The 13,999-nt window shown below is 44.7% G+C and carries 10 protein-coding genes; all 10 read right to left on the minus strand.

Annotated elements, in window-relative coordinates; all coding sequences use genetic code 11:
- Positions 1-67 precede the first annotated feature (67 nt).
- Positions 68-1,867, minus strand: coding sequence for an aspartate--tRNA ligase (gene aspS, locus PGQ33_RS10570; RefSeq protein WP_117834278.1), 1,800 nt, complete (start codon positions 1,865-1,867; stop codon positions 68-70).
- A 30-nt stretch (positions 1,868-1,897) separates the two neighbouring features.
- On the minus strand, positions 1,898-3,169 hold the full coding sequence (gene hisS / locus PGQ33_RS10575) for a histidine--tRNA ligase (RefSeq protein ID WP_195250590.1): 1,272 nt from the start codon (positions 3,167-3,169) through the stop codon (positions 1,898-1,900).
- The gene (hemZ, locus tag PGQ33_RS10580) at positions 3,154-4,653 is read right to left on the minus strand and encodes a coproporphyrinogen dehydrogenase HemZ (protein ID WP_117823010.1); all 1,500 of its coding nucleotides are present in this window, start codon (positions 4,651-4,653) and stop codon (positions 3,154-3,156) included. The genes hisS and hemZ overlap by 16 nt, the downstream gene beginning before the upstream one ends.
- Before the next feature lie 12 nt (positions 4,654-4,665).
- Positions 4,666-5,289 carry an MBL fold metallo-hydrolase gene (locus PGQ33_RS10585; protein WP_008369645.1) on the minus strand — a complete coding sequence of 208 codons (624 nt, stop codon included), beginning with the start codon at positions 5,287-5,289 and terminating at the stop codon, positions 4,666-4,668.
- A 6-nt stretch (positions 5,290-5,295) separates the two neighbouring features.
- Positions 5,296-7,620: a RelA/SpoT family protein gene (locus PGQ33_RS10590; protein WP_173826203.1), complete on the minus strand. Its 2,325-nt coding sequence runs from the start codon at positions 7,618-7,620 to the stop codon at positions 5,296-5,298.
- Positions 7,621-7,639: 19 nt separating this feature from the next.
- On the minus strand, positions 7,640-8,164 hold the full coding sequence (locus tag PGQ33_RS10595; protein WP_022221132.1) for an adenine phosphoribosyltransferase: 525 nt from the start codon (positions 8,162-8,164) through the stop codon (positions 7,640-7,642).
- A 71-nt stretch (positions 8,165-8,235) separates the two neighbouring features.
- On the minus strand, positions 8,236-9,996 hold the full coding sequence (gene recJ / locus PGQ33_RS10600; protein ID WP_117823008.1) for a single-stranded-DNA-specific exonuclease RecJ: 1,761 nt from the start codon (positions 9,994-9,996) through the stop codon (positions 8,236-8,238).
- A gap of 79 nt (positions 9,997-10,075) precedes the next feature.
- Positions 10,076-12,241, minus strand: coding sequence for a protein translocase subunit SecD (secD, locus tag PGQ33_RS10605; protein ID WP_270205700.1), 2,166 nt, complete (start codon positions 12,239-12,241; stop codon positions 10,076-10,078).
- Positions 12,242-12,256: 15 nt separating this feature from the next.
- Entirely contained in the window at positions 12,257-13,654 is a 1,398-nt protein-coding gene (scfB, locus tag PGQ33_RS10610) for a thioether cross-link-forming SCIFF peptide maturase (protein WP_117558972.1), read from the minus strand.
- Between the two features lie 115 nt (positions 13,655-13,769).
- Entirely contained in the window at positions 13,770-13,913 is a 144-nt protein-coding gene (gene scfA, locus PGQ33_RS10615; protein ID WP_008369659.1) for a six-cysteine ranthipeptide SCIFF, read from the minus strand.
- Positions 13,914-13,999: the final 86 nt, after the last annotated feature.

Here is a 13,999-nt window from a genome sequence, read left to right on the forward strand (position 1 = left end):
TTCACTTTGACAGCCAATTCTGTTTTATGTGAAAAAATGTTCATTTTTAAAAATTGAATTATAAAATTTATTCAGCGTCCGCTGTATGCTCTTCCAGCTCCAGTCCAAGCTCTTCCAGCTGCTTCGGATCGACTCTCTCCGGTGCTTCTGTCATCAGGTCAGATGCATCTTTTACCTTCGGGAACGCGATCACGTCACGGATGCTGTCCTGTTTTGCCATCAGCATAACCAGACGGTCAAGACCGTAAGCAAGTCCTGCGTGTGGCGGCACACCGTATTTAAATGCATTCAGAAGGAATCCGAACTGCTCCTGTGCCTGTTCCGGTGTGAATCCAAGTACTTCAAACATTTTACTCTGGATCTCCTGGTTGAAGATACGGACACTTCCGCCTCCGATCTCGTTACCATTCAGAACGATGTCATATGCTTTTGCACGGACTCTTCCCGGATCACTGTCAATGTACTGAAGGTCTTCTTCCATCGGCATGGTAAACGGATGATGCATTGCTGTGAAACGGTTCTGTTCATCACTCCACTCAAGAAGCGGGAATTCTGTGATCCACAGGAATTTGTATTCATTCTTATCAAGGAGTTCCATCTGGCGTGCCAGTTCCAGTCTGAGTGCACCAAGAACATCCCATACAACTTTATTCTTATCTGCCGCAAAGAGAAGAAGGTCTCCATTCTCTCCAGCCATCGCTTTAATCAGCGCTGCTGTCTCTTCTTCCGTCATGAATTTTGAGAAAGAAGATTTGACAGTTCCGTCTTCATGGATTGCAATATAAGCAAGTCCCTTTGCTCCATAACCTTTTGCAAAATCAACCAGCTTGTCGATCTTCTTTCTGGCCATGCCACCCTGGCCTTTTGCGTTGATACCACGGACAGTTCCGCCTGCTTCAATCGCATTCTTAAATACAACAAATTCGCTGTCTTTGACAGTCTCTGTCACATTAACCAGCTCCATGCCGAAACGGATATCCGGTTTATCAGAACCGAATCTGTCCATTGCTTCCTGCCAGGTCATTCTCTGAATCGGGAGCTGTACATCGATATCCAGTACCTCTTTGAACAGATGTGCAAGCAGTCTCTCATTGATATCAATGACATCATCAACATCTACAAAAGAAAGTTCCATATCCATCTGTGTAAATTCCGGCTGACGGTCTGCACGAAGGTCTTCATCACGGAAACATTTTACGATCTGGAAATATCGGTCATATCCGGAGCACATCAGCAGCTGTTTGAAGATCTGCGGTGACTGCGGAAGTGCATAGAAGCTTCCCGGATGAATACGGCTCGGTACCAGGTAATCTCTTGCACCTTCCGGTGTACTCTTGATCAGGAACGGTGTCTCGATCTCAAGGAATCCTTCTTTTGCCATGAACTGACGTGCGAGGGTAGCCACACGGCTTCTCATCATCAGGTTTCTCTGGATGTCCGGTCTTCTAAGATCGAGGAAACGGTATTTCAGACGTACTTCCTCTTTTGTCTTGGAATTCTCTTCGATCGGGAACGGAGGTGTCTCAGATTCAGATAAAATTCTGAGTTCTTCCGGTTTGATCTCAATCGCACCTGTTGCAAGATTTTCATTAACTGCACCGGAACGTTTTTCAACAGTTCCCACGATTGCTACAACAAACTCACTTCTAAGCTTTGCTGCCTTCTCAAGAAGCGCTTTATCTGTACTTCCCTCTTCAAAAACAACCTGGATCAGTCCGGAACGGTCACGTACATCTACAAAAACCAGTCCACCTTTATTTCTGTTCTTCTGTACCCATCCCATGATGGTTACTTTTTCACCGATGTTTGCCTCTGAAAGCTCTGCACACCGATGTGTTCTTTTCAGTCCTGTCATTGACTCTGCCATTCTAATTTATCCTCCTGCGTTTCTCTTTCCTTATAAATCCATAACGGAATCTTTGTAGCAGTCTGTGATATCTTCATATCCTTCTGCGATCAACTGATCCTTCTGGAATTTCTTGTTCTTCTTCATATTGACCACCAGAACCTGTTTCCCGGCTGCGCGGTCAGCTTTTGCCATCTCAAGTACTTTGAGGATGCCTTCCTTGTGCATATTCTTTTCAAGAAGATATGCTTTTTTCTGGCGCTTGGAAGGAATCTCATATCCATTTTCCAGAAGCAGCATGACAATACGCTCAAATCCGATTGAGAATCCACATGCCGGTGTGTCCTGCCCTGTGAATTTACCGATCATCTTATCGTAACGTCCGCCACCCGCAACTGAGCCACCGAATTCATCCATTGTTACTTCAAAAATGGTTCCTGTATAGTAAGACTGTCCACGTACCAGCGTCGGATCAAATTTCACTTTGAATTCTGCCTCTTTTGCACTTTCTACGCTGGAGATGATCGTTTCCATGCTGTCGGCTGTCTTTTCGTCAAGGAATCCTGCCAGCTTTTCCTTGCAGAAACGGATTCCGTCAACATCCGGGCTGATCTCATCAAAGAGTCCAAGATAAGTATCTACATTTTCTTTTGTATAACCCATCTCAACCAGTTCTTCGCCTACGCCTTCTTTGCCGATCTTATCCATCTTATCAAGGATGATAAATACTTCATCGAAATCTTCTTCCTTAAATCCACTAAATGCAGCCATCGCCTTTAAGATATTACGGTCATTGATACATACCGTAAAATTGTGGAAATCCATCTTTCCAAGCATGGTCGTAGTTGCAAGGATCAGTTCGATCTCTGCAAGATTACCCGGCTCACCTAAAATATCGATATCGCACTGCATGAACTGACGGAAACGTCCTCTCTGCGGACGGTCTGCTCTCCATACATTGCCAATCTGAAGTGCCTTAAACGGTGACGGCAGTTCATTTGCATGATTTGCATAGTATCTTGCAAGCGGAACTGTCAGGTCATAACGAAGTCCTCCGTCTACCAGATCGATCTCTTCTTTTGCCTCAGCAATTTTCAGTTTTTCCCCTCTCTTCAGAATCTTGAAGATCAGTTTTTCATTGTCGCCACCCTGTTTGCTGCACAGGTTCTCAATGTGTTCCACACACGGTGTCTCTATGGAAGTAAATCCAAATGTCTTATAGGTATCCTTGATCATCTGGATCACATAATCTCTGATTTCCATTTCTTTCGGGAGCATGTCTTTCATGCCGGTAACCGGTTTTTTCTTTAATGCCATAACCATTCTCCTTTTCGCTCTATCATCTCATCGATACGGGAAATATATTCTCCCACATCTCTGACATTTTCTATTCTTATCAGATTCGTCATCCGCCCGTTTTTACTTCCGGGTGCCGGAATCTCATACGGAAGCACCACCTTAGTCGATGCACCTGCACCGGCAGCAACGATGGACTGCTTTTCCTCCATAATCAGTATATTGTAAATTCCCGCTTTGTCAACCTTTGCGTAACCTACATTTTCAAAATTTCCTGCAATATTCTTCTGTCTGTAGAGATAATACGGATAAAGTCCCATCTCACCGGCCGCCTTACGTGCCATATCGATCATCTCTTCCAGCTCTCTTGCCATCTGTTTGTAATTTTGTTTTTCTGTGCTTGCAGCCCGTTCGCGTGTCAGTCTCGAACCATGTTTCATTGCAAGTGCATGGACCGTCAAACTATCCGGTGCAAGCTCTTTGATCTGACGAAGAGTATCTTCCATCTCCTCCGGATGTTCTCCCGGAAGACCTGCGATCAGATCCATATTGATATTGTCGAATCCCAGTTCTCTTGCCAGATGGAAAATGCGGACTACATCTTCCACTGTGTGACGTCTTCCGATCACATCCAGTGTCTTCTGCTGCATGGTCTGTGGATTGATGGAAATTCTGCCAACTCCATGCTTTCGGATCACTCGCAGCTTGTCCTCAGTAATGCTGTCCGGTCTTCCGGCTTCGATCGTATATTCTTTCAGATGTTCAAAGGAAAAATGTTCTTCCAGGAAACTCAAAACCCGGTCCATCTGCTGTGCACTCAGGGTTGTCGGCGTACCGCCTCCCATATAAATCGCATTAAGATGCTTTTCTTTTGAAACCTCTGCAATGAATGCAAGCTCTTTTAAAAGTGCATCTACATATTCATCCATCCGGTCCTGCCATTTTGCAACCGGATAAGAAGTAAAGGAGCAGTAACTGCAGGTTGTCGGGCAGAACGGAATTCCGATATAAAGACTGTATCCATTTTCATAATCCAGCTTGTCAAGCTGGGCTTTTTCCCGCTTTGCAATCTCGATACCAAGCATTGCTTTTTTCTCGCTTACCACATAGGTATCATGCATATACCGGATGATTTCTTCCTCAGAAGAACCTTCTTCCAGTCTTTCCATGATCATCTTTGTGGGGCGGACACCTGTCATATTCCCCCATGCATGTTCTTCTCCGGTCTTTTTGACCAGAGTCTGATATAATTTTTTATTGATATAACGCTTTTGTTCTCTTTTTTCGCTGATGTCTGCGATTTCAGCCTCCCTGCAATGAAAAAAGGTCCACCGGACCTTTTTATCACATGCCTGCTCTTCCAGATCTGGTTCCTCTTCTGCGGTCATCTCGATCAGAAGTTCCTGTTCTGGATCTACCTTCTGGCTGATCTCGGCATCAGGAAGAAATGACTTTACGATATGATACATGTCGTAGGTGAAACGTTCATTCTTACAGCTGATCCGAATCATTTCTCTGCTCCTCTATACATACGGGTTGTTCACTTTTTCGTTGCCAATCGTTGTTGCGCCCATATGTCCCGGGAATACCTTTGTTTCATCCGGAAGCAGGAACAGCTTTTCCTTGATCGAACGAATCAGTGCAGAAGTGCTGCTGGTTGCAAAATCACTTCTTCCGACTGAACAACAGAACAATGTATCTCCACTGAAAAGTACTCCCTCTTTTTCTACATAGTAGCATACGCCGCCCTGGGTATGTCCCGGTGTATGGATCACCCGGAAATCTTCTCCGATCAGATGAAGCACATCTCCATCATGGATCACGTCTCCACCCGGGTAGCTGTAGCCATTTGTATATACCGTTGACTCATTCATAGACGGTGTGTGAAGAAGCTCCAGATCAGATTCTTCTACGTAAACCGGCATTTCTCCATACCGGTCGATCACTTTATCGATTCCCATGATATGATCAAAATGCGCATGAGTCAGAAGAATTGCCTTAATTACAAGCTCTTCCTCTTCGATATAACCGATCATCGCTTTTGACAGATTTGCCGGATCAACGATCACGGTCTCTTTTGTTTCTTCATTAGTAACAATGTAACAATTGGTACTGATAATTCCTGTTACAAATTTTTCGATTTTCATTTCTTTTTACCCCACTGCTCGTTCTATATCCAGCACACCGACGATCTGCCGGAGCTTTCCGATCACTTTTCCAAGCTCCTCTCTTCCCCGGACAATAAATCCGGCTTCGATTGTTGCCGTTCCCTGTTTGCTGGTTCTTACATTCATAGACTTCACATCAATATTCATCTCCGTGAACACCTTGGACATATCCATCAAAAGTCCCTGCCTATCATTTGCATACATCTTGATCTCAGCCAGATAGCTTCCGGTGTCTGTACCTTCCTCCGGTTTTTCCCATTCTGCCGGGATCAGACGCGCTCTTTCCGTTTCTGACAGATGAATGATATTGACACAGTCCGTCCGATGGATCGACATTCCACGTCCACGGGTGATAAAACCAACGATCTCATCTCCCGGCACCGGATTGCAGCATCTGGAAAAGCGCACTGCCATATCGTCGATTCCCTTGACCACGATACCACTCTTGGATCGGGTGATATGCACCTTGTTCTTTGCCGCTTCCGCAACCTTTTCCAGAACACTTTCGTCAGTCAGTTCTTTTCGGTGATCCTTACTGTATTCTTCTGCAAGACGGTTGACGATCTGCCCTTCCTTCAATCCGCCATGTCCAAGTGCTGCAAGAATCGAATCCCAGTCCTTAAAGCCGTACTTTTCCTGCACGATCTGCATATATTTCGGTTTCATCAGATCCGAGAGTACAAATCCTTTTGCCTTACAGTACGTGGCAAGCATTTCCTTACCACGTACAATATTTTCTTCTTTGAATTCTTTCTTAAACCACTGGTTAATCTTGTTCTTCGCCTGGGTACTCTTGACGATACTCAGCCAGTCACGGCTCGGTCCTTTGGAGTTCTGCGAAGTCAGGATCTCGATTCGGTCCCCGTTCTGGATCTTATAATCGATATTGACCAGCTTGCCATTGACTCGGGCACCTACCATCTTGTTGCCGACCGCCGTATGGATCGCATAGGCAAAGTCAACCGGCGTAGAACCGTTCGGCAGGTTCTTGACATCTCCGTTCGGTGTAAAGCAGTATACATCCTCTGCAAATAGATCCAGGTCTCCTTTCAGAAGATTCAGAAATTCCCGGTTGTCTGACATGTCTCGCTGCCATTCCAGGATCTGACGAAGCCAGCTCAGTTTCTCTTCTTCCTTCGCTTCAACGCTCTTCTTTCCATCTTCAGACTCTTTATATTTCCAGTGTGCCGCAATACCGTATTCAGCAGTTTTATGCATCTCTTTTGTACGGATCTGGATCTCAAACGGCTGACCGATCGAACTCATCAGAGTCGTATGCAGAGACTGGTACATATTTGCCTTCGGCATTGCGATATAATCTTTAAAACGTCCCGGTACCGGTGTATACATCTCATGGATAACTCCAAGCGCCGCATAACAGTCTTTTACAGAATCTACGATAATACGGACTGCAAACAGATCATAGATCTGATCCACCGTCTTATCCTGGTTCACCATCTTCTTATAAATGCTGAAGAAATGCTTCACACGTCCGTTCACTTCTGCATCAATGTTCGCATTCTTCATATGCGTGGAAACCTCATCCACGATCTGCTGGACAAATTCTTCCCTTTCCGTTTTTCTTGCATTGATCTGCTTTACCAGATCGTTAAAAACCTCCGGCTGGGAATATTTGAGTGCCAGGTCATCAAGCTCTGTCTTGATCTTGGAAATACCAAGCCGTTGTGCGATCGGAGCATAGATATCCATGGTTTCTTTTGCTTTTTCCAACTGCTTCTCCGGTCGCATATACTGCAGGGTACGCATATTGTGCAGACGGTCGGCAAGCTTGATGATGATAACACGGATATCTTTTGCCATCGCAAGGAACATCTTACGAAGATTCTCAGCCTGGACCTCCAGCTTATCCGCTGAATAGGAAAGCTGTCCCAGCTTTGTGACACCGTCTACCAGAAGAGCCACCTCATCTCCGAATTCCTGACGGATTTCTTCGTCCGTCATCACCGTGTCTTCTACCACATCATGAAGGATGCCGGCAACGATCGTCTCTTTGTCCATCTCCAGTTGTGCCAGAATGATTCCTACCCACAGAGGATGGATAATATACTCTTCTCCGGATTTCCGTGTCTGCCCTTTATGCGCATCTCTTGCAATATGATATGCTTTTTCGATCATAGAGACGTCCGCCGAAGGATGGTACTTTCTGACTCGCTCGATCAGACTTTTATAAAGCAGTTCCGGATTCTGATAATCTTCCACATCCTTTACCGCATGACCATCTACGATCTCCAGTTTTTTATGTGTTGGTTCGATCAGCATCTCCTGCTGGATTCCGATATCGTCTGCCATAGCCTTCCCTTCTTTCTCATTAGTTTCCCGGATACTGGATTACGGAATCTACTTTGTATCCTTTCAGTTTTTCCCGTCCTTTTAATCCCATCAGTTCGATCAGGCAGAGAACTTCTACAACCTCACCGCCAAGTCCTTCGATCAGTTTGATCATTGCTTCTGCCGTACCGCCTGTTGCCATCAGGTCATCTACGATCACAACCTTGTCTCCCGGTTTGATCGAACGCTTGTGGATCTCGATCTCTGCACTTCCATATTCCAGATCATACTTGATCGATGCTGTCTCGCAAGGAAGCTTTCCTTTTTTACGGATCGGCACAAATGCTTTTTGCAGATTATATGCAATCGGCATTCCAAAAATAAATCCTCTGGACTCCGGTCCGATCACGATGTTGAAATCCATGCCTTCAAGCTTATCCTGCAGTTCCCGAATGGAAAGCTGAAGCCCTTCCGGATCTTCAAGAATGCTGGTTACATCTCTGAAAATAATTCCTTTTTCCGGATAATCCGGAATGCTGACAACATATTCTTCAAGTTTTTTCATCTTTCTTCTCCACCTTACCTACAAATATATGCAATATTTATTAGTATAGCATAAAATTGCTGTTTTTCAAATTATTTATAATTTTGGATCACAATCTGTGGCGTACGGACTCCCTGATACTCATTGATATCAGGATAATAGGTAAATGCCATAACAATTCCATGCCCATGTCCGTGCAGTAGACACTCACAGGCAATATCTCCAAATTTTTCACGCACATATTCCACAAAGGTATTCACATCTCCAAAATACATGGCATCCATCCTTGTACCGTGAAGATCCTTCACCTGCAACTTCAGCACATTTTTATTCTTGCCAAGGATTCTCGCACTTTCCACCTGTACCTGTCTTTCTGCAAAGACCGGACGTGCATTTCCTTTGCCAAATGGTTCCAGAACCGCAAGCTCTCCGATAAATTTTTCATTGACACATTCAAACGGGAGCTGCATATCTATGGCAATCTTTTCATTCAGATCCTCTGGTGTGATCCCGGATTTTTCGTTAATCTCCTTACGGAACTGTTCCAGATTCTCCTCCGGCATGGAGAGACCTGCCGCCATCTTATGCCCGCCAAATTTTGACAACAGATGCTTTACCCGGTTCAGTCCTTCATACATGTGCCAGGTCTCGATCGATCTTCCTGAGCCCTTTAAACCTTCCGCGCCCTTCGTCAGCACAAAGACCGGACGGTAATATTTTTCCCGGATCCTTCCTGCCACAATCCCGGCAAGGCTTTCATGACATTCCGGCAGGTAGACCACCAGCACGTCTGCATCCTTAAGTTCACTGTTCTCCACCTGGATAAAGGCCTCTTCTACCGCCTGCGCCGTCATATCCTTCCGGCTGTCATTGAGTGCTTTCAGATCACCTGCCAGCAGATCCGCCTCCGCCACTTTCTTTGCCTCCAGAAGCTCCAGGGCACGCTTTGCTGTATCCAGTCTTCCACTGGCATTCATACACGGGCCGATCACAAATCCAATGTGATACGGAGACAGCTTATCTACATTCACACCAGTACATTCCATCAGCGCCTTCAGTCCCAGATTCTCCGTCCGTTTCAGCATATCCAGTCCCTGTTTAACAAAAATACGGTTTTCGTCCACCAGATCCATAACATCACCGATCGTTGCGATTGCCACATTTTCCATCAGATAATCTGCATCTTCCGCATCTTTTCCCATGGCTTCCATCAGAGCCTCCACCAGCTTGTAAGCAACCGCAGCCCCGCACAGCCCTTTGAACGGATAAGTACAGTCCTCCTGCTTCGGATCCACAACCGCATCTGCCTCCGGCAAAATATATCTTCGTTCCCCGCCAATTTCCGTATACGGGACCTCATGATGATCCGTCACCACAATCGTCATTCCCATACTTTTTGCATAGGCGATCTCCTCTGCCGCCGCAATCCCGTTATCACAGGTAATGATCGTATCCACGTCGGCCTCCAGCGCCCGGTCGATCAGGTTCCGGTTTAGACCATACCCGTCCTTCATACGATCCGGAATGTCACTGTCCACATCAGCTCCGAGCATCCGGAATCCCTCCAGAAGAATATAGGTCGACTGGATTCCATCAATATCATAGTCTCCGATGATCCTGATTTTTGCATTTTCTTTTATCTTTTCTCCAAGAACCGCTACTGCCTTGTCCATATCCTTCATCAGCATTCCATCGTACAGATCGGCGATCGTACCGTTTAAATATTTCTCGATCGCATCATCCCCGATTACATCCCGGTTTCTTATCAGGGAAGCCACTCGCGGACTGATATGGAATTTCTCACTGATATGCTGAAAATCCGCTCCTTTTCTCAGAAGTACCCAGTTCTCCATTTTCTCTTTTCCTTTCTTTGGTAGTCAGATAATACAAAGATGCCGGAGGATTCTCCTCCGACACCTCATTTTCTGTCAGTTATTTCTTTTTCGCTGCTTTTTTGCCGCCGATTTTTGTTTTCATTACATACCATAATGCACCGGTGATACATACAGATGAATATCCGCCACCTGCAATACCAACCATAAGAGGTGCTGCAAATTCTTTAATAGAGCTTACACCCATGATATAAAGAACCGCTACCATGACAAATGTAGTAAATGTTGTGTAAATACTTCTTGTCAGTGTATAAGTGATACTTCTGTTTACAAGCGCTTTCAGATCATCGTTTCTCTTCATGACCCGAAGCTCTTCACGGATACGGTCGAAAATAACGATCGTCGCATTGATAGAATATCCAAGGATTGTCAACATACATGCGATAAATGTATTACCGACAGATGTTCTTGCAAGTGCATAGAATGTAAGCACAAATAACAAATCGTGTAAAAGAGCAAGAACCGCACTTGATGCGAAACGTACATCTTTGAACCGGAACCAGATATAGATCAGCATACAGATCGCTGAAATGATAACTGCAATGATCGCATCCTGTCTCATCTCGGAGCTTACCGTAGAACTGATATTTTCTGCTGTAATTGTCGATGTGTCTACACCAAATTTATCAGCAAGCGCATTGTTAAGTGCTTCTCTTTCATCAAGATTCAGCGTCTGTGTCTTGATGATGATCTGATTGCTGTCTTTTACTTTCTGTGCCTGTACATTGTGATCTCCGGTCACATCTTCTACAACCGGAACGATCTTTGAATCAATCTCTTTAATCGAGTAATCTTTATCAAATGTTACGGTTGTAGCCGTACCGCCCTTGAATTCCAGGCTGTAGTTCAGCGCACCTTCACCTTTTCCCGACTGGACTCCCATTGTCACAAAACCTGCTGCGATCACAGCAATTGATATTGCAAAGAAAATGGCTTTCTTTCCGAGGAAGTCGATAATTTTTCTTTCTTTTTTGAATTTCTTCGCATAAAATTTCACATCACGAAGACCAATCGCATACAGAGAGAAAATGATGATCCTGGTAATAACAAGTGCCGTAAACATTGACACAACAATACCAAGTGCCAGTGTCTGTGCAAATCCTTTTACAGAACCTGAACCCTTGAACCAGAGAATAGCTGCAGCGATCAGAGTTGTTACGTTACCGTCAACGATCGCAGACAGTGCTTTGTGGAAACCATTCTTCAGGGAAGTCTTAACACTGATACCTGTTGTCACTTCTTCACGCACACGGGCGAAAATGATAACGTTGGCATCGACTGCCATACCGATTCCAAGGATGATACCTGCAATTCCCGGAAGGGTAAGCGTGATATTAAATGCATTTAAAAGCACTAGGATCAGTCCTGTGTAGATCAGAAGTGCAAGACCTGCTGCAAGTCCCGGAATCAGATATACGAAGCACATAAATACGAAGATGATGGCAAGTCCGATGGCACCAGCCATTAAGCTTGTGCTGATTGCTTCTTCTCCGAGCTGTGCAGCTACTACATTAGAGCGAAGTTCTTCCAGTTCCAGAGAAAGTCCACCGATTCGGATGGTAGCTGCAAGATTGTCTGCTTCTTCATAGCTTGACATCCCTGTGATAACGGCTTCTCCGCCTTCGATCGCCTGATTAACTCTTGGTGAACTGATTGTCTGTCCATCATAAATAATGGAAATCTGTTTTCCTACATTTGCTGCTGTTGCTTCTGCAAATTTGGTTGTTCCTTCTTTGGTAAGCTGCAGAGCTACAACATATTCTTTATTCTTAGTCGTAGAGTTTTCCTGCGTCTGGGCCTCTGCATTTTTAACATCTGTTCCTTCAAGAACGGTGTTGCCATCTGCATCCTGAAATACCAGTGATCCTGGTTTGCCGAGTTCTTCCAGAACTTTATTGGCATCGGATACACCTGGGATCTCGATGTTGATCCGGTCGTCCCCTTCCTGATATACACTTGCTTCTGTACTGTACTGCTCTACACGCTTCTGTAACTTGTAGATCGTATCCTTCATATCTTCTGCTGAAGGATTCTTGTCTTTTGCCTGATAAGTGATGCTGACACCACCGGCAAGGTCAAGACCAAGATTGATATTTCTTGCAGAACCTGTGTGGGAGGAACCAAATCCCTGCCAGCAGGTAAATCCAAGAAGTCCTAAAAGTGCAGCAATCAGAACAAGGCTTACTATTCCTTTACTCTTCTTCATGTCCAAGTCCCTTTCTTAGTTTTCGTCTGCCATTGCAGCCTTTATCATAATCGCGCATTCTACGCGCTTACGTTCCATCTCACAGCCCAGATCATAAGAATCATTTAATCCGTCTGCATACTTGTATGCGTTTGCCATACACCCGCCACTGCAGTAGAATCTTGCAAAACATTTCTTACATTTTTCTTTTGTATATACGTTGCAGCAACGGAACTCATCTGCGATCTCCGGTCTTGTAATCCCTTCGTTTACATTTCCCATCAGGAAATCTTCATCACCTACAAACTGGTGACACGGATAGAAATCTCCCCATGGCGTAACAGCAAGGTATTCGGTTCCCGAACCACATCCGGACAGACGTTTGTACAGACACGGTCCTCCTTCCAGGTCGATCATAAAGTGGAAGAAATTGAATCCTTCTCCCTTTTTATCTTTCTCGATGATATATCTTGCAAGCTTGTCATACTCATCAAAGATCTGTGGAAGATCTTCTTCGCGGATTGCATACGGATCAGATTCATCCCCGACAACCGGTTCGATCGACATCTGCTTGAAGCCAAGCTCTGCAAAGTGCTTCACATCCTCTGAAAAATCCAGATTGTTTCTGGTAAATGTTCCGCGGATATAGTAGCGTTCCTGATTACGTGAATCTGCAAGCTTCTGGAACTTCGGAACGATCAAATCATAGCTTCCTTTTCCGTTTCTGAAAGGACGCATTCTGTCATTAACTTCCTTACGTCCGTCAAGACTGATGACTACATTGTCCATTTCTTTATTGATAAACTCCTGGATGTCATCATTCAGAAGTACACCATTCGTAGTTACAGTAAAACGGAAATGCTTGTCATGAAGCTTCTCCTGTTCTCTTCCGTATGCCACCAGGTCTTTTACAACCTGCCAGTTCATCAGCGGCTCCCCGCCAAAGAAATCAACTTCCAGATTCCTTCTTGTTCCGGAATTGGCGATCAGGAAATCCAGGGCTTTCTTACCAACTTCATAAGTCATAAGCGCTCTTCTTCCGTGATACTCTCCTTCTTCTGCAAAACAGTATTTGCAGGCAAGATTGCAGTCGTGTGCGATATGCAAACAAAGTGCTTTCACAACTGTCTTACGCTTGATAACCTCCCCGATAAAAGGTTCATATGTATCAACAACAAAAAGCTGTCCATTCTCAGTCAGCTCTGTCACGTCATCCAATATATCTCTGAGTTCTTCTTCGGAATATTTCCCTTCCAGCTCATCTTTCAGCTGGTTCCATGTACTTTCTTCTTTCAGCGTCTGCACTGTCTGATTCTCGTTCATACGGTTCAGACATGCAATAACTTCGTACCCCGGCTCGTCCACTACATGAACGCATCCGCTGTTGACATCAAGTACAATATTATATCCATTGTTCTGGTACTGATGAATCACAACCGGTACCCCTTTCTATCCTTATTTTTCAAATTTTTCCTCATACGTCAAATGACAGCGGCTTTAAAGCCGCTGCCTGCTTGTCATACTTATTCACTACACTTACAAATATCTCTTATTTGCTGTGTTCGCAAGTCTGATTTCCTACTGTACAAGAAGTCTTGCATGCTGACTGACAGGATGTCTGGCATTCTCCGCATCCGCCCTTCTTTACTGTATTGTTCAGAGTCTGTGTATTCAATGTTTTAATGTGTTTCATTGTAATATCCTCCTTCTTTGCTCATTATGTGATACAGTATAACACATTTTCCAACTTACCGTCAACGCAAAAATCCAATCTGAAAC

Origin of the sequence: Coprococcus sp. AM100_B19A (genome assembly GCF_027662015.1) — a bacterium.
GTDB classification, from domain to species: domain Bacteria; phylum Bacillota; class Clostridia; order Lachnospirales; family Lachnospiraceae; genus Allocoprococcus; species Allocoprococcus comes.

Excerpts from the sequence above, each read along its gene's own strand:
- PGQ33_RS10590 (WP_173826203.1), bottom strand. The coding sequence starts at position 7,620 with ATGGCAGACGATATCGGAATCCAGCAGGAGATGCTGATCGAACCAACA.
- PGQ33_RS10585 (WP_008369645.1), bottom strand. The coding sequence starts at position 5,289 with ATGAAAATCGAAAAATTTGTAACAGGAATTATCAGTACCAATTGTTAC.
- hisS (WP_195250590.1), bottom strand. The coding sequence starts at position 3,169 with ATGGTTATGGCATTAAAGAAAAAACCGGTTACCGGCATGAAAGACATG.
- aspS (WP_117834278.1), bottom strand. The coding sequence starts at position 1,867 with ATGGCAGAGTCAATGACAGGACTGAAAAGAACACATCGGTGTGCAGAG.
- secD (WP_270205700.1), bottom strand. The coding sequence starts at position 12,241 with ATGAAGAAGAGTAAAGGAATAGTAAGCCTTGTTCTGATTGCTGCACTT.
- recJ (WP_117823008.1), bottom strand. The coding sequence starts at position 9,996 with ATGGAGAACTGGGTACTTCTGAGAAAAGGAGCGGATTTTCAGCATATC.
- scfA (WP_008369659.1), bottom strand. The coding sequence starts at position 13,913 with ATGAAACACATTAAAACATTGAATACACAGACTCTGAACAATACAGTA.
- PGQ33_RS10595 (WP_022221132.1), bottom strand. The coding sequence starts at position 8,164 with ATGAAAAAACTTGAAGAATATGTTGTCAGCATTCCGGATTATCCGGAA.
- hemZ (WP_117823010.1), bottom strand. The coding sequence starts at position 4,653 with ATGATTCGGATCAGCTGTAAGAATGAACGTTTCACCTACGACATGTAT.